The organism is Paenibacillus sp. PastF-3 (genome assembly GCF_029893135.1).
Lineage (GTDB): Bacteria > Bacillota > Bacilli > Paenibacillales > Paenibacillaceae > Paenibacillus_AQ > Paenibacillus_AQ nitricinens.
Genome location: NZ_JARXWM010000005.1, coordinates 365,996 through 384,521, shown reverse-complemented (window position 1 = coordinate 384,521; position 18,526 = coordinate 365,996). Strand labels below are relative to the sequence as shown.

Below are 18,526 nucleotides of genomic sequence, written 5' to 3'. Positions count from 1 at the left end.
CTTATGAAATCCACACTATAGTGCTTGGGTAAATAGGTAATTAGATATCTATCCATTTAAAGCCCCTACCGTAGGCAAAGGTTAGAAGAATGTTAGAAAATAGATGATTTCAAGACAAATGGCACGGTCCCGAAATCCCGGAAGCCGTGCCATGCGCAATTCTTAGATATGCTGGTGAAGGGAATTGAACCCCCGGCCTACGCATTACGAGTGCGTTGCTCTACCCCTGAGCTACACCAGCTTAAAGCTGATTTTTCTGTCAAACAAAAAATATTATACAACTTTCACCTAGAAACGCAAGCCTATTTTCTCTATTTCCCTACTCTCCCGAACTGCTATTCCACCTGTAGTTTACGCTCCACAGATTCCAGCTTTCCACGGCTAGTGGAGGGTTTATCTCGGCGGTCGTCTATTTTAAGTGAGGTAGAGACACGCTCTGCACCTGCGGCAAAAGGAGACTCGTGCAGCGCCTCGACTGCAGCAAAAATACGCTGAAGAGGCCCTTCGATAATTGTACCCATGGATGTAAGCTCATAAGTAATCCCTTCTACCGTCTTCAGCACTCGCTGCATATCCGCAACATAGCTGCTAAGGCTCGTACTACCTGTTCCAATCGGAATAACGGTTACTTCAGCAATAGGCATGGGAATACCTCCTCGGAATTTTAAAGTATGTGTCTCCTTCTATTGTAACAACTCCACCGCTCTCCCACAAATGATCTCAGCTTTATTATGCCCCTTCTTCTTTCCCCAAAAAATTCTTCGAAATATGACTTTCGCCACGGGTATTTTTTCTTACGTGAATTCTAGGGTCGTCTGCACTACATTTATGGACTCTTTGTGGCATCTTTTCGGACAATTTATGAATCATTTTTCATATGCCTGTGGATCAATTGTGGATTACTTATGGACAGCCTGTGGATCATTTGTGGAGTACTTTTGAAGAACCCGCTCCCCGCGCGGGTTTTCTAAAAAACTGTTTACAAACACAACATCTTGGGTTATTTTTATCTAACGACAACAAAATATAGTGGAGACAGGCGCTTTGATCCTTAATCGGAATTAGAGCTTAATAGGGAAGTACGGTGAAAATCCGCTGCGGTCCCGCCACTGTAACCGGATGCCCTTTACAAGCTTTTAGAAGCTAAAGATGGGCAGATCTCCTGGCAGAAGCCACTGAGGGTAAGAACCCCTTGGGAAGGCGCTGAGAGGTCCTACGGAAGCCAGGAGACCTGCCTGTTTCGACGACACCAACTATGAGTGCCTGCGAGGAACAGGAGCGGTGTCCGCATGCGGTCATCTTCTTAGAGACCACTACAAATATCTGTGTGGATATTTACATAACGCATCGGGCATTTTCAGCCATCCTCGCTAGGGGATGCTTTTTTTATGAGATCACAATGAATATACGGCCGCTTATGCGGCCCCACTTCTTAATGATAGGACGATAGACTGAGAGGAGAGCTATACAATGACGTTGTTGGAGAGACAATTTAACGGTACAACAAATGCACGGGAAGTTCTTTTAGAAGAGCTCATTGATTTAGGACGCGATATTATCGACAGCCGGGATTTGGACTTGCTGCGCGAGAATGCCAATTTGAACGGAGAGAGTTTCTCCGGTAAAATGAGCAAGTTCGGCAGTGAATATTCAAAATGGTACGCCCGTAACTTTACGATGCCGCCGCAGCTGGTGCAAGCCATTGATGACAATGTCGTCTATGTGCATGATCTGGATCAATACGCAATCGGAACGACTAACTGCATTTTTATCCCGTTTGATAAGCTTCTCCGAGAAGGCTTCAACACCGGTAACGGCAGTGTTCGTCCTCCGAACTCCATAATGACAGCTATGTCACTAGTAGCAATCATTTTTCAATCCCAGCAAAATGCTCAATATGGCGGCGTATCCGCCAATAAACTCGACTATGATCTGGCACCTTATGTAACCAAATCCTTCGCTAAGCTGTTCCGCAAGGGTCTGGATTATTTTGATGAGGGACAAGCTAATGAATCTTTGGGCGAGATCACAATGAGCCGGACCGATCTGGCCGAGGTATATCCGAAATCGTTCCGTTATGCACTGAAAGAAACTGAAATCGAAACCCTGCAAGCGGCTGAAAGTATGGTACATAATCTCAATACCATGTCCAGCCGATCCGGCGGGCAAATTCCGTTTACCAGTATCAATTATGGTACTTGTACTTCACCAGAAGGTCAGCTTGTAATCAGTTCCCTGCTAACAGCAACGATGAACGGGCTTGGCAGCGGAGAAACACCTGTATTCCCTATTCAAATCTTCAAATGCAAGCAAGGAATCAACCAACAGCAAGGCGATCCTAACTATGAATTGTTCCTAAAAGCAGCGGAATGTTCTGCACGCAGACTGTATCCGAACTTTGCTAATCTAGACGCTCCGCTCAACTTGCAGTATTATGATCCAAGTGATCCTGATACGGAATTTGCTACAATGGGCTGCCGCACTCGAGTGCTCGGTGACCGTTTTGGGCGTAATCATTGCTCCGGGAAGGGCAACCTTTCCTTTAATACACTGAATCTGGTTCGGCTCGGTCTGGCACACGGCACAGTAACAGGCCGGCGTACCGTCGCAGACGAAGCTGGCTTCTATGAGGATCTAAATCACTATATGGACATTGCGCTGGAAGGACTTCTTCATAGGTTCTGCATCCAAAGCGCGCAAAAAGCTAAAGCATCCGATTTCATGATGCGAGAAGGCGTCTGGGAAGGCGGCGAAACCCTCGCTCCTGAAGACTCTGTAGGTGAACTGCTGAAGCATGGTAGTCTGTCGCTCGGCTTCATCGGTATGGCGGAATGCATGAAAGCCATGTACGGCAAACACCATGGCGAGGATATGGAAGTCCATGCCAAGGCTGTGGCTATCGTACGTCATATGCGGGAGTATTGCGACCGGAAAAGTGAAGAACTGAATCTAAACATCACCTTGTTCGCAACACCAGCCGAGGGTCTGTCCGGTAAATTCACCAAGATTGATCGTAAGGTACTGGGTTCTATTCCAGGCGTAACTGACCGTGAGTATTATACGAACTCTTTCCACATCCCTGTATACTATGATCTAGGCGCTGCTCAGAAGATCAGCTTGGAAGCTCCTTTCCATGAATACTGCAATGCCGGGGCTATTTCTTATGTCGAATTAAACGGTAATGCCCGCAGCAATCCAACCGCTTTTATCAAAATCATTAAATACGCACTAGAACAACAGGTCAGCTACTTCAGCATTAACCATCCGATTGACCGCTGCTCAAGCTGCGGATACGAAGGCGTAATTGGGACAAACTGTCCTTCCTGCAACGCACATGAGAATGACGTGCACATCCGTCGTTTGCGCAGAGTTACAGGTTATTTAACTGGCGACTATCAGACCCGCTTCAACGCCGCCAAACAAGCCGAAGTACGGGATCGTGTTAAGCATCTATGAATATTTGCGGATACTATCCGGAGTCGATTAACGAGGGAGAGGGCATGCGGGCCGTCCTCTTCATCAGCGGCTGCCGCCATCGTTGCCCGGGATGCTTTAATCCCGAGACATGGAATTTTAAATATGGAGAAGTTTTCACCTTAGAACGTCAACATGAAATCATTGCAGAAATCGCCGCTAACCCATTGCTGGATGGTTTAACACTAGCAGGCGGCGATCCTTTTTTCTCGGCAGAAGAGGTACTTGGGTTCATTCATGAGCTTCGCGCCGTGCTCCCAGGCTTCCCCATCTGGATTTACAGTGGGTATACGTATGAGGAACTAAACGCCCTTCCCGGTTCTCCGGAGTGGAATCTACTTACACAGTGTCAGGTATTAATAGATGGACGTTTTATAGAAGAATTAAAAGATACTACACTTCCTTACCGAGGAAGCTCTAACCAACGCATAATCGACATTCCGGCCAGTATGAACGGCTCGGAGGTCTTTCTGTGGCAGCCTACTGCGCTATAATATATCAATTTTTGATATTCAAAATTAATCCAAAATAAGAAGGGATGAAATAACCATGCCACAATTCGTAGTTAAACCAGATAATCGCCAACTGGCTTTTGATGAGAAACGCCTTTCCATATACGCCGACCGTATCTTGGAGGGTCTTGATCAACTAAATAAAGAAACATTGCTGCGGGGAGTAATTTCCAAACTGCGCCGTGACTCCGTAAGCGGAGAAGAAGTTAGCAACGCCTTCACTATGAGTGCCCTAGAACTTGTAACAAAAGAAGAGCCTACTTGGAAGTTTGCAGCTGCCCGTGCCCTTCTGACTACCCTTTATAAAAAAGCAGCCGTTCACCGCCGCTATAAAGCTTATCCAGAAGAGCCTTACGGTGAGCTGTACCCTCTAATCACGGATCTTGTTAAAAAAGGAATCTACCGTGAGGAGCTTCTAACGCATTACACTAAAGAGCAAATCATCGAGCTAGGTGGATGTATCGATTATACACGCGACCTTCTATTCGATTACATTGGTCTGCTTACGCTATCTGACCGTTATTTGGCGCATGATTTTGACGGCCGTGTAATGGAGCTTCCGCAAGAACGTTACATGATTATCGCTATGTACCTCATGCACCGTGAGCCAGCCGAGAAACGTCTTGAGCTTGTAAAAGAAGCTTACTGGGCTATGAGCAACATCTACATGACAGCTGCTACCCCTACCATGTCCAATGCCGGTAAAAAGGTCGCTGGACAGCTCTCCAGCTGCTTCATCGATACGGTGGACGATTCCCTAGAGGGTATCTTTGATTCCAATACAGACGTAGCGCGCCTTAGCAAAATGGGCGGCGGTATCGGCGTCTACCTGGGTAAAGTACGGGCACGTGGTTCGGATATCCGTGGTCACAAGAACACTAGCTCCGGCGTAATCCCTTGGATTCGCCAATTGAATAATACCGCAGTCAGCGTAGATCAGCTAGGTACTCGTAAAGGTGCTGTCGCTGTCTACCTTGATGTATTCCATAAAGATATTCTCGCTTTCCTCGATCTTAAGCTAAATAACGGTGACGAGCGCATGCGTGCCCATGACGTATTCCACGGTGTAACCCTGCCGGACTTGTTCATGGAAGCTGTTGAATCACGCAGCCACTGGAACCTCTTTTGCCCTCATGAAGTGAAGAAGGTTATGGGCTGGACGGATGAGGATGGTCGTCCGCTGGGTCTGGAAGACTTCTACGATGAAGAGCTTGGTAAAGGTACTTTCCGTGAAAAATATGCTGAAGCTACAGCCAATCTGGAATTGTCCCGTATTACCGTTCCTGCGATCGACATCATGAAACGGATTATGAAATCACAGCTCGAAACAGGTACTCCGTATATGTTCTACCGTGATACGGTGAACCGGACGAACCCGAACCGCCACCAAGGTATGGTCTTCTCTTCCAATCTGTGCACAGAAATTATGCAGAATCAATCCGCTACCGTGATTGAACAGGAAGAATTAGTAACCAAAGATGGCAAGACCCGGATTGTTATCTCCAAGATTCCTGGCGATTTCGTAGTCTGCAACCTGAATTCTATTCACTTGGCACGTGCGATTCCAGCTGGCGTGCTGGAAAGACTTGTACCTATCCAAGTACGTATGCTGGACAACGTAATCGACATCAATAATATTGAAGTTCTGCAAGCACAATACACGAACAGCCAGTACCGCGCAGTGGGTCTCGGCACATTCGGCTTGCATCACCTATTAGCACTCAAGGGCATTCGTTGGGAATCTGATGAAGCCGTAGAATATAACAATCATTTGTATGAACACATCAACTACCTGTTGGTACGTTCGAGCATGGAGCTTGCCCGTGAAAAAGGCCGTTATCCGAAGTTCGCCGGTTCCGATTGGGAGACAGGTGCGTACTTTACTTCACGTGGCTACGTTAGCGGTGAACAAGAAGGCAAATATGTAACCACAGAACAATGGCGCGAGCTGCAAGAAGAAGTGGCTAAAGACGGTGTTCGTAACGCATGGATGTTCGCGATTGCACCGAACGGCTCCACATCGATTATTGCCGGCTCCACAGCCAGCATTGATCCTTTGTATGAACTGCTTTCCTATGAAGAGAAAACAACTTACAAGATCGCTAACCCGGCACCAGATCTGTCCGACAAGACAATCTGGTACTATAAGACAGCTTTCACCATTGACCAAAACTGGTCGATCCGCATGGCTTCCGCTCGTCAGCGTCACGTCGATCAAGGCCAAAGCTTCAACCTGTATGTTCGTCCTGACATCAAGGCTACCGAGTTCCTTGAGCTGCATCTGAACGCCTGGAAGGGCGGATTGAAATCAACTTATTATGTGCGTAGCCGTGCTTTGACAATAGAAGAGTGTGATTCTTGCGCTAGCTAATTATCTTAGTGCCCTGAATAGAAAAACGATGATGAATTTCGTAACTGCGAGGAATGTTTGGGCTTCCGGCCGCTGTTGTCATCAGATGTCTTGATCTTTACCGACTATTAGCGGATGACATCCGATGACAAAGGCGGTCGCTGACGCCCCTACAGCTCCAAACTTCCTCTCCGTTACTCCATCACCGTCTTTCTATGAACAAGACACCAAAGAAAGATTACCCGCGCAAAAAAATGGAGGGATAAGAAATGCAATTACAAAAGATTTTTAATACTGAAGCACCTAACCAATCCACACGCATTATCGACGGTGAATGCTCAGGCATTCTGAACTGGAATGATATCCGCATGCCTCATATGTACAAGCTGTACAAGGTCCTTCTGCTTAATCACTGGATCGCGGATGAAATCCCAATGTCCAAAGATGCGCAACAATTCCCTATGCTGGATGCAGAGGAGCAACGTGTATTTAAGATCAACATCTCCCTGCTCGCTGTGCTGGATTCGATGCAGACGATGTTCGTCAGCGACGTGAAGCGTTATTTCACCGACTCCTCACTAGAAGCTATTTCTGCCATTATCGGGCAACAAGAAGTAGTGCATAACCAATCGTATTCCTATGTTCTTTCCTCCATCGTGTCGGATAGTGAACAGAAAGAGATTTTCGAGTATTGGAAGAAAGATCCGGTTCTACTGGAGCGCAACCAATTTATCTCCGATATTTATCAAGAGTTCCGTGATAATCCAACGAAACAAACCTTTTTCCATGCGTTGGTAGCAGATCTCATCTTAGAAGGAATTTTCTTCTACAGCACTTTCGCCTTCTTCTACAATCTGGCCCGCGACCAGAAGATGATGGCGACTAGCCAAATGATCTCTTATATTCAACGTGACGAGAATCAGCACTGCTACTTCTTCGCAGAAGTATTTAAGCAGCTGCTCGTAGACTTCCCTGAGCTGAACACCAAAGAAAACATGGATTACGTATACCGTACCATCGACCGCGCGGTAGAGCTTGAAACCAACTGGGCTTACTACACTCTCACTAATGTTCGTGGCATTGACCTTAACGAGCTTAGCGACTATATCAAATATACAGCGAACAAACGTCTGACTTTGATGGGTATGGAAAAAGCTTACCAAGGTGTTGATGTTAACTGCATGCCTTGGATCAAGCCTTTCTCCGACGATGCGCTGAATGCTACGAAAACTGATTTCTTCGAAGCCAAGTCCCGCAACTACGGTAAGGTTGGCGATGATAACGGATTTGACGATTTGTAAGACTGGACTATAACGATCCATAGATAAAAAAGAGGCCATTCTCTACTTTTACAGTGAGATGGCCTTTTGGCTATAGCAAAAAAGCGTCTCCTCAACCCTTACATCAGGAATGAATGAGACGCTTATATATTTGTTATGAATCCATCAGAAACAGAATGCCTACTGCTGAGTCCTATGCCTTGCGCTCTATTCGATGTGTAGTTTCTTCTGCCAGCTCAGCTAATGCATCATTCAGTCGCAGCTTCAGCTCCTCAGCAAGCTCTACCACTCCGTGATCATTACGAACCACCTGAGAATCCACGGCATACACTCCACCAAGAATGTAACGTGCACCGAGTACAGACAACACAGGTTTCAAAGCATAATCAATCGTGAGGAGATGTGCAAGACTGCCACCCATGAAGAGCGGGAGTACGATTTTGCCGGCCAATCCCTTTTGCGGAACTAGATCCAAGAAGGTCTTCAGCACGCCTGTATAAGAGGCTTTATAAACCGGGCTAACCACGATTACCGCATCCGCTTCAGCTACAAGGCCATTCGCCTTGACGATAGCATCGCTCTCAAACTTGGTGTGAATCAAATCTTCCGCTGGCAGCTCAGCTACGTTAATACGCTCAACTTCAAAGCCCTGATCCGTTAAGCTTGCCTCCGCATACTCTATAACTGCATTGATACGCGATACCAGGGAAGGCGTTCCGTTAATCACAACAATTTTAGCCACTTCTCCACCTCTTTCATCCCACTTGAGCAGCTCACACTGCAATATTTAACCCGACAGGAATACTTTAAATTAATATTAATCCTATCGCAGATTAGATATTATTGTCAAACCATAAACGCTTGCGCTCATCCCACTCTTGCGATATACTAAGCAACAATATTAAATCCAAGAATCAGGCCAATGATCGGCATCCAACCGTGAGGCGTCTGCGACCGGAGCCTATAATGACTCCCTAAGTTCACCGGGTTTCGCCCGTTACCGCGAAGACCAAAGAGGGTCGATTCTTTCCTGTTGTTAAGGAGATTCGATCAACCTGGGTGGCACCGCGAGCTGACGCTCCTCGTCCCATGGATGAGGGCGTTTTTTGCGTTTTTTCAAGCATAATCACCTTCGTCGTCCTTATAAGGACGGTAAGTGTTTGTGCGAGAAATAGAAGGATAAAGTGAAGGATGAACCTTACACTTCCTTATCTTTTAAACAAAAAGGAGCGAAACGGTATGCTGGAAATGAACTGGATTAAGGATAATCAGGAACTTGTAAGAAACACTGCCACCTGGAAAAGAGTCGACTTCCCACTGGATGAATTGCTGAATTGGGACGAAAAGCGCCGAAGCCTGCGACAAGAAACAGAACAAATAAGAGCCGAACGTAATGAGCTAACCAAAGAGGTTGAACAATTACTACGTAAGGGTGACCGCCCTGCTGGAGAGATCGTCAAAGCACAGGTACGAGAACTCAATAATAGACTGAACCTGCTGGAAGCAGATTTGAACGAGGCTGAACGCTGCTGTAGAGAGCTCATGCTGCTCGCACCGAATCCGGTGTCGCAGGATACACCCATCGGCCACGATGATAACGATAACGTAGAACTGCGGTTGAACGGAGCGGTGCCGGAATTCGGCTTTACACCTCGTGATCATGTGGAGCTAGGTGAACTCCACGATATCATCGATATCCCTCGTGGCGTCAAAGCAGGCGGCCCCCGCAGCTATGTGCTTAAAGGAGCAGGACTGATGTTACATCTTGCTGTACAGAGACTAGCCCTAGATGTGCTCACTGCACGCGGATTCACCGTGATGGATGTTCCTGTAATTGTCCGCCCTGAAGCGTTGGAGCGAACCGGATTCTTTCCCGGTGGGATGGATCAGACGTACGAGCTCAGCGGAGATAATCGCTGGCTGGTTGGCACATCGGAAGTGTCGCTAGTTTCGCTTTACAGCGACGAGATTGTAGAGCTTGATACACCGATGCGACTAGCTGGAATGTCGACTTGCTTCCGCCGTGAAGTCGGATCAGCGGGGCGAGATGTGCGCGGGCTGTACCGTGTTCATCAATTCTCGAAGATTGAACAAGTCGTCTTATGCCGAAATGACGAAGGTGTCTCGGACCATATGCTTCACGAGATCCTCGCAAATGCCGAGCACATCCTTCAGCTCTTAGAGCTCCCCTATCGAGTCATGGCTGTCTGCACAGGGGATATGTCCCTGAAGACGCATAAGCAGTATGATATCGAGACATGGATGCCTAGCAGAGGCGCATACGGTGAGACCCATTCGGCTTCTAATCTACTCGATTTCCAAGCTCGCCGATCGGGCATCCGTTATCGGAATGCTGATGGTCGCTTACAATACTGCCATACCTTAAATAACACCGCAGTCGCTACACCAAGAATTCTGATCCCGCTGCTGGAGAATCACCAGCAAGAGGATGGTTCTATCTACATCCCTCAGGCGCTGCGCAAATATATGGACGGATTAGAGCGGCTAGAGCTTCTACAACAGTAATCTGTTTTATCCAAGTAAATTTGAAATAAATAATGCCTATTCACTTCTCAACAAGAAGCTGAATGGGCATTTTTTCTTCTAAGACCTCCCAAATAATCGAGCCTAACAACGCCTTCTCTATGTGTTATTCAAATGTAAAATTTAACTCATATATGGGATTATTCATCCTCCAATAAACACTAGATTTTAAGGATTATTGTATTTACGCACTATTTTCAGCCCCTATTCTTATGCGAAAACAATAACTTTTTATTTTTTTATTTTAATTTATAGAACCTTTAATTTATATTAATGCAAACCAACCTTTCATTTTACATTTGAATGATAAGATTTAGTAGGTTTCTAATAAAAGATTTGAGGGGAGAATACTTATCCAAATGATTATTTCTTCAAGAGTAAGGAAATGGTGGGCTAGTGGACTGGCAATATTAATGTTTGTCGGCAGTGTGCTACCAGCAATTCAGACTGCCGAGGCAGCACCGGATAATAGCAATGTTGTTATCTCACAAGTCTATGGCGGTGGAGGAAACAGCGGAGCAGAGTTTAAGAATGATTTTATTGAATTATACAATCCTACCAACAAACCAGTGGTCTTGACTGGATGGAAAGTCCGATATACTTCCGCTACTGGAACCTTTAGCACCGGAACAGATTTAACAGGAACGATTCCTGCAAATGGATACTACCTTGTCCAAGAGGCTGCAGGAACAGGAGGAACTACTGCACTACCTGCTCCTGATGCTACAGGTATCCTAGCTATGAGTGGAACAAACGGTAAAGTCGACTTGGTTGACCCATCGAATAATACAATAGATTTAGTTGGCTACGGTACAGCTACAGGTGTTGAGGGAACTCCAACCCCTGCTCTCACCAACGCAACAGCCGCTATTCGTAAAGCCGCAGCTGGTGCGCCAGCAGATAGCCGTGGTCTAGATACGGACAACAACGTTACGGATTTTATTGTTCAAGCAGCAAGTCCACGCAATAGTAGTTATGGTAAAGCACCGGAGACAGCTAGCTCCGTAGTAGCTTCACCAGCCGCTAATGCCTGGCCGGTAGGTACTGAAATCTCTCTTAATTCTCCGACAGTTGGAGCATCCGTCTATTCAGCTGTTTATGGAGCAGCTGGTTCAACTGATTTCCAACCTTACACAGGGCCTATTACCTTAACTGAGGACACTACAATTAAGGCGTATGCTTCAGAACCAAATATGCCGGATAGCCCTATAACGGCTTTTGATTACACAATTCTGACCAAAACAGACGTCGCAACAGCACGCCTTGCTAGTAAAGGCCAGAATATTTCAACAGAAGGTATCGTAACTCACATTAATGCAGCAAAAATGTATATTCAGGATGAATCCGGCGGGATCGTACTTTACGGATTCCCAGAGTTCGCCAACGTTGGAGATCGTGTTGAAGTTAGTGGCACGATGGATATCTACAGCAACCTGCAAGAAATCAAATTCCAAAGTGGACTTCAATATTCTATCGTTGCGAATGATGTGGGTGTTCCTGCACCTAAATTGATTACAGCAGCTGACTTGTCTGCAGCGAACGGCGAAAGCCATGAAGCTCAGCTAGTTACTATGAATAATGTGACCATAGACAATGTAAATGGAAATACAGTGACTGCAAGTCAAGGTGGGCAGCAATTCACAATTTTCTCTACCCTGCCTAAACTCGTTAAGGGTAAAACCTTTGACAGCATTACTGGGGTTATTGAGCAATATAATACAACTTATCAATTCATTCCACTTAACGAAAACGCTATGGTGGAAGAAACCTTTTCCGTAATGGCGAGCCCTGGTGCAGGTCGCATCATTAAAGGAAGTGCTGTGACCCTATCCAGTCCTACCCTTGGAGCACAGATTTATTACACGACTGATGGAACAGAACCAACCGCAGCAAGCAAACTTTATTCAGATCCAATTACAGTTAGTAAAGATCTTACCCTTAATGCAATTGTCGTAGCAGATGGCAAGACCAGTAAAGTGTATACCTTTGCTTATAAAGCTTCTGATCTCCCTCGTATCCATGATATCCAAGGAGAATCTCATACTTCTGAGTATGCAGGCCAGAACGTTACTGATGTTGAAGGCATCGTTACCCAATACGGATACACTTTCGCAACTGGCGCTTATAGAGGTTTCTTTATGCAGGACCCTCAGCCGGACAATAACGTGAACACATCGGAAGGTATTTTCGTTTACAGCACAAATGCATCCCTTAAGCCTAAAGTTGGAGATTTAGTGCGCGTTAATGGAGCCGTTTCCGAGTATAACGAAGGAAGTGCGAGCAATCTAACCTCCACTCAAATTAATATGACATCACTAACAGTAGATTCCTCTTCTAGTTATACTGTGCCTGAACCTATCGTACTTGGCAAAGGTGGAAGAGCTATTCCTTCTTCCATCATTGATAATGACGGCATGGTGGATTTTGAACCTAGTGAAGATGCTATTGATTTCTATGAATCGTTAGAAGGTATGCTTGTAAAACTCCCTACCCCTACGATCATTAGTCCTTACTGGACAAGTGGTAGCGGAAATTCCATGCTTTATAACATCCCTACAAGAGTAGAAAATGATACTCCTGATGTCATCACACCAGCTGGTGGACTAGTTCTAAAGGAATATAACCAATTCAATCCTCAGCGCCTTATCATTGCCTATGGAAATCCGGGTCAAGAAGTCATCACCGGAGATAAGTTCGCTGGAGATGTTACAGGGGTCATCGGATACAACAATGGTAATTTCAAAGTAATTCCGGAGAACGGTAAGCTGCCAACCATTACCCCAAGTACCTTTAAACAAGAAACAACTACTCTTGAGGTTAATGAGGACAAGCTATTAATCGCTTCATACAACATTGAGAACTTCTACCCAGGCGTCGGAGCAACAAAAATCCAGAAGCTTGCCGACTCCATCACGAATAATATGAAAAAGCCTGACATTATCGGCGTGGTCGAAATGCAGGACAGCAATGGTGAAACCGATAACGGAATCACTGAAGCAAGCGCAAACGAGCTAATTAAAGCTATTGAAACCGCTGGCGGTCCTGTATACAAATACACAGATATCGCTCCGGAGAACAATAAGGATGGCGGAGCCCCAGGCGGAAACATTCGCGTAGGATTCCTGTACAACCCAACAAGAGTACAGCTTGCAGACAGTGTAACTGGACAAAAAGGCTCTGCTACACAATCCGTCGGCTACAACACAGCGACAGATAAGCTAACTTACAATCCGGGACGGATTGATCCAACGAATGCCGCATTTGCAAGTTCACGTAAACCCCTCGCTGCACAATTTATTTTCGGCGGCGAAAAAGTGATCGTGATCGCAAACCATTTCAATTCAAAAGGCGGCGATAATGGTCCTTTTGGGAATGTTCAGCCCCCCGTATTGTCCAGTGAAACACAACGTCATAAAATTGCCGCAATCGTAAACGGATTTGTCAAAGAGATTCTGACTGCAAATCCTAAAGCCAACGTAGTAGCGCTTGGCGATTTGAATGATTTCCAATTCACTAAAACTGCAACAATCTTAAAAGGCTCAGAGCTAGACAATTTGATCGATACACTGCCTTTAAATGAGCAGTATACGTATACCTATGACGGAAACTCTCAAGTACTAGATCATATTCTTGTCAGTAAAAATCTAACGCCTTCTTCAAAAGTAGATGTCGTCCATCTAAATGCGGACTTCTCACCATCGAAAGGTCGGGTATCCGATCATGATGCGGTTATGGCACAGATTGATTTCAATACTTCTGAACAATTCCCGTTAACTGTTCTACACACCAACGATACACATGCGGGACTAGACACTGTAAGCTCGCCAAATAATATCTTGCGCCGTGTAACGGCAATCAAAGAGGCTAAGGCGACTACAGAAAACCCTATTCTTCTCGATGCGGGTGATGTGTTCTCCGGAACACTTTACTTCAATAAATATCTGGGTCAAGCCGATTTGGCCTTTATGAATCTGGTCAAATATGATGCTATGACTTTCGGCAACCATGAATTTGATAAAGATTCTGAGACGCTTTCCAAATTCATCGGCAACGCTAAGTTCCCTTTTGTCTCATCCAATGTAAATTTCTCTGCGGATGACATCCTAAGCAAAATGTTCACCAACGAGATTGGTCGGTCAGGTAACGCAGCAACCATCTACCCTGCTCTGATTAAAGAAGTAGACGGCGAACAGATTGGTATCATCGGCCTGACGACAGAAGATACAGCCAACATTGCTTCACCAGGCAAAGTGACTTTCGACAATGCTGTAGCTAAAACAAAAGATACTGTCGCTATGCTGCAAAACGAGAAGGTTAACAAGATTATTGTTCTCTCTCACCTTGGCTACGAAGAAGATCTCAAACTAGCAAAAGCCGTTAACGGCATTGATATTATTGTCGGTGGTCACAGCCATACACAACTAGATCAAGCTGTTGTAGATAACAGCGATCCTAGCGCACCGAAGCTTATTGTGCAAACTGGTGAAAAAGGACTGTTCCTTGGTAAACTCGAAGTTAAATTTAACAAAGATGGCGTTCTAACAACATGGAAAGACCAATTAATCTCCATCGACGCTAAGAACGGCACTAACTATGTTATCGCAGAGGATCCTGAAGCCAAGAAGATCCTAGATACCGAGTATAAGCCAGGCATTCAAGAGCTGACCAATGAGGTAGTAGGTAACTCAGAGGTTGTCCTAAACGGCGTTCGTGATAATGTTCGCACAAAAGAAACTAACCTCGGTAATCTGATTGCCGATGGTATGCTATTTGCAGCCAAGAAAGCTGGCACTAATGCTGTAATCGCCCTGCAAAATGGTGGTGGTATTCGCGAATCCATCAATGAAGGACCGATTACACAAGGCGAAGTACTTGGCGTACTTCCATTCAACAACGATCTGGTTACGATCACTTTAACCGGACAAGAAATTAAAGATGCGATGGAGAATGGTGTTTCCAAAACTCCAGCAGCAGACGGACGTTTCCCACATGTTGCAGGGTTGAAATTCTATTATGATTCTACAAAACCTGTGAACGAACGTGTATTACGTATCGAAGTGAAGAACGGAGACAAGTACGTTCCTCTGGATCTGAAAGCATCTTATGAAGTAGCTACTAATGCTTTCACAGCTAAAGGTGGAGATTTCTATACTTCCCTTGAGAAGGCCTATAAAGAAGGCCGTGTGAATTTGCTGTATCTGCCGGACTTCGATGTATTTACAAAGTATCTTAAAGAGGTTGGAACTGTCACTGCGAATACTTCCGCTGTTGAAGGTCGTATTATAGATCTGAAAGGTACACCACTGCCGGAGACAAATGAAGACTTCCCGTTAACTGTTCTACACACCAACGATACACATGCGGGACTAGACACTGTAAGCTCGCCAAATAATATCTTGCGCCGTGTAACGGCAATCAAAGAGGCTAAGGCGACTACAGAAAACCCTATTCTTCTCGATGCGGGTGATGTATTCTCTGGAACGCTTTACTTCAATAAATATCTGGGTATAGCAGATCTCAGATTCATGAATTTGGTAAAATATGATGCTATGACTTTCGGGAACCATGAATTTGATAAAAATTCTGAGACGCTTTCCAATTTCATCCGTAAAGCTGAATTCCCTTTTGTCTCATCCAACGTAAATTTCTCTGCGGATGAAATCCTAAGTAAAATGTTCACCAATGAAATTGGTCGGTCGGGTAACGCAGCAACCATCTACCCTGCACTGATCAAAGAAGTAGACGGCGAACAGATCGGTATCATCGGCCTGACGACAGAAGATACAGCCAACATTGCTTCACCAGGCAAAGTGACTTTCGACAATGCTGTAGCTAAAGCAAAAGATACTGTCGCTATGCTGCAAAACGAGAAGGTTAACAAGATTATTGTTCTCTCTCACCTTGGCTACGAAGAAGATCTCAAACTAGCCAAAGCCGTTAATGGTATTGATATTATTGTCGGTGGTCACAGCCATACACAACTGGATCAAGCCGTTGTAGATAACAGCGATCCAAAAGCACCGAAGCTTATTGTACAAACCGGTGAAAAAGGACTATTCCTTGGTAAACTTGAAGTTAAATTTAACAAAGATGGCGTACTAACTACTTGGAAAGACCAATTAATCTCCATCGATGCTAAAAATGGCGCTAACTATGTTATCGCAGAGGATCCTGAAGCCAAATTGATCTTGGAAACCGAATATAAACCGGGTATTGAGGAACTGGGCAATGAGGTAGTAGGTAATTCAGAGGTTGTCCTAAACGGCGTTCGTGACAATGTTCGCACAAAGGAAACCAATCTCGGTAACCTGATTGCCGATGGTATGCTCTTTGCAGCCAAAAAAGCTGGTACTAATGCTGTAATCGCCCTGCAAAATGGCGGCGGCATTCGCGAATCTATCAATGAAGGACCGATTACACAAAGCGAAGTACTCGGCGTACTTCCATTCAACAACGATCTGGTTACGATCACTTTAACCGGACAAGAAATTAAAGATGCGATGGAGAATGGTGTTTCCAAAACTCCAGCAGCAGACGGACGTTTCCCACATGTTGCAGGGTTGAAATTCTATTACGACTCTACGAAACCTGTGAACGAACGCGTATTACGGATTGAAGTGAAGAACGAAGATAAATACGTTCCTCTGGATCTGAAGGCATCTTATGAAGTAGCTACTAACGCTTTCACAGCTAAAGGTGGAGATTTCTATACTTCCCTTGAGAAGGCCTATAAAGAAGGCCGCGTGAACCTGCTGTATCTGCCGGACTTTGATGTATTTACGAATTATCTTAAACAAGTTGGAACTGTCACTGCGAATACCTCCGCTGTTGAGGGCCGCATTGTGGACCTGAAAGGGGCACCACTGCCGGAGACAACTCCAACTCCAACACCAGTGCCAACACCAGTGCCAACACCATCACCAACAACTGAGCCAACAACAGTACCAACAACAGTACCAACAACAGTACCAACAACAGTACCAACAACAGTACCAACAGCACCAACAGCACCAACAGCGACACCGGCGCCAACTGTTGCACCAATAGCGACACCGCAAGTAACAACGATTAATGCTGCTGATCTGACCAAGCAACTCAGTGAACTGGCAATCGGTAGCCATGAGCTGGTCATTCCGGTTAAAGCTACTACTAGCGGCGCTCAAGTAGTACTTCCAGGCAGTGTGCTTGTACAACAAGCTGCAGCACAGCCTAATACCGTTCTTACCTTTACAACTGCTGGCACTTCTTATTCCTTACCGCTCAGCGTTATAAACAGCGCAGCACTTACTGCTCAATTAGGTAGCAGCGACTTTACAATTACGGTATCCATTCTTCTAGCGGATTCGGGAACACTAAACCGTACAAACCAAGCTATTTCTTCACAGCTAGGCAATGCTACTTTAGCTGCTCCAGTAATTGATTTCAGTGTTTCAGCGCAAGCTGGAACAAAGCTTGTACCGCTGAACAGCTTCGGCAGTACTTACGTTAATCGGATGATCAATGTACCTTCTTCCTTAAATTCAAATAACGCAACAGCAGTTGTCTTCGATCCTGCTACAGGTAAGATTTCTTTCGTACCTGCGATATTTACGCCTAAGGCTGATGGGACCACGGATGTTACGATTAAACGGAATAGCAACAGCTATTACTCCGTCGTTAAGACTTCCAAAACGTTCGGGGATCTTAACGGACACTGGGCTAAAGCGTCCATTGATCTGTTAGCTTCCAAGTTGATCGTCAGTGGAACAAATAACGATACGTTCTCTCCTTCACAGTCGATCACACGGGCTGAGTTCGCAGCATTAATTACGCGTTCTCTAGGACTTTCGACAGTAGGTGGTGAGGCATCATTTAAGGATGTAAATCCAAGCGCGTGGTATGCTGATGCTATTCGCACTGCAGCAGAAGCCGAATTGATTTCTGGTTATTCCGATGGCAGCTTTAAGCCAGGTAGCCCGATCACTCGTCAAGAAATGGCCTCTGTATTAGCTAAAGCCATCAAGTACACGGGCAAAACCTTAAATGCCGATCCTGCAGCACTAGCTAAATTCAGTGACGCGGTAAGCATTCCTGCTTGGTCCCAAGCAGCAATCACAGAAATCGCTACTGCGGGCATTATCCAAGGAGCGACAGACGGTTCCTTTGCTCCACAGAAACTAGCAACTCGTGCTGAAGCCGTTACGATGCTCGAAAAGACATTGAAATATCTCCAGTTTATCAACTAATATAGGCTGATCCTCAGCTCTAGGGAAGAAACGGTGATATAGTGTTTCTATGATATCCCTGCGTTTCTCGTTACAAAAAGGCGGTTCCCCGAGTGCATCATGCACCCGAGGAACCGCCTTTATATATAAGTCCTACTAGAT

General features: G+C 45.5%; 8 protein-coding genes, 1 tRNA gene and 1 riboswitch. Of the genes, 6 read left to right on the top strand and 3 right to left on the bottom strand.

Annotation, left to right across the window (positions count from 1 at the left end; genetic code table 11):
* Nucleotides 1-169 precede the first annotated feature (169 nt).
* Nucleotides 170-241: transfer RNA gene (locus M2444_RS13375), tRNA-Thr, on the bottom strand.
* A gap of 94 nt (nucleotides 242-335) precedes the next feature.
* On the bottom strand, nucleotides 336-644 hold the full coding sequence (locus M2444_RS13370) for an MTH1187 family thiamine-binding protein (protein ID WP_076285946.1): 309 nt from the start codon (nucleotides 642-644) through the stop codon (nucleotides 336-338).
* A gap of 376 nt (nucleotides 645-1,020) precedes the next feature.
* Nucleotides 1,021-1,253: riboswitch (cobalamin riboswitch) on the top strand.
* A gap of 217 nt (nucleotides 1,254-1,470) precedes the next feature.
* Between M2444_RS13370 and M2444_RS13365 the strand changes: the two genes are divergently transcribed.
* The 4 genes from M2444_RS13365 to M2444_RS13350 all read left to right on the top strand — a co-directional run bounded on the left by M2444_RS13365 (nucleotide 1,471) and on the right by M2444_RS13350 (nucleotide 7,637).
* Nucleotides 1,471-3,456: an anaerobic ribonucleoside triphosphate reductase gene (locus M2444_RS13365; RefSeq protein ID WP_280787186.1), complete on the top strand. Its 1,986-nt coding sequence runs from the start codon at nucleotides 1,471-1,473 to the stop codon at nucleotides 3,454-3,456.
* Nucleotides 3,453-3,968: an anaerobic ribonucleoside-triphosphate reductase activating protein gene (gene nrdG / locus M2444_RS13360; protein WP_280787185.1), complete on the top strand. Its 516-nt coding sequence runs from the start codon at nucleotides 3,453-3,455 to the stop codon at nucleotides 3,966-3,968. Before M2444_RS13365 ends, nrdG begins: the two co-directional genes overlap by 4 nt.
* A 55-nt stretch (nucleotides 3,969-4,023) precedes the next feature.
* Nucleotides 4,024-6,357 (top strand): ribonucleoside-diphosphate reductase subunit alpha, encoded by a 2,334-nt coding sequence (locus M2444_RS13355; protein ID WP_280787184.1) that lies wholly within the window; start codon nucleotides 4,024-4,026, stop codon nucleotides 6,355-6,357.
* A gap of 248 nt (nucleotides 6,358-6,605) precedes the next feature.
* Nucleotides 6,606-7,637, top strand: coding sequence for a ribonucleotide-diphosphate reductase subunit beta (locus M2444_RS13350; protein WP_094874469.1), 1,032 nt, complete (start codon nucleotides 6,606-6,608; stop codon nucleotides 7,635-7,637).
* Nucleotides 7,638-7,809: 172 nt separating this feature from the next.
* Here M2444_RS13350 and ssuE read toward each other — a convergent pair whose 3' ends face one another.
* Nucleotides 7,810-8,358 carry an NADPH-dependent FMN reductase gene (gene ssuE / locus M2444_RS13345; protein ID WP_094874470.1) on the bottom strand — a complete coding sequence of 183 codons (549 nt, stop codon included), beginning with the start codon at nucleotides 8,356-8,358 and terminating at the stop codon, nucleotides 7,810-7,812.
* A 497-nt stretch (nucleotides 8,359-8,855) separates the two neighbouring features.
* Between ssuE and serS the strand changes: the two genes are divergently transcribed.
* Together serS and M2444_RS13335 are read left to right on the top strand one after the other, a co-directional pair.
* A complete protein-coding gene (gene serS / locus M2444_RS13340; protein WP_280787183.1) occupies nucleotides 8,856-10,142 on the top strand; it encodes a serine--tRNA ligase in 1,287 nt (428 codons plus the stop codon).
* A gap of 377 nt (nucleotides 10,143-10,519) precedes the next feature.
* A complete protein-coding gene (locus tag M2444_RS13335; RefSeq protein WP_280787182.1) occupies nucleotides 10,520-18,385 on the top strand; it encodes a 5'-nucleotidase C-terminal domain-containing protein in 7,866 nt (2,621 codons plus the stop codon).
* The last annotated feature ends 141 nt before the right edge of the window (nucleotides 18,386-18,526 follow it).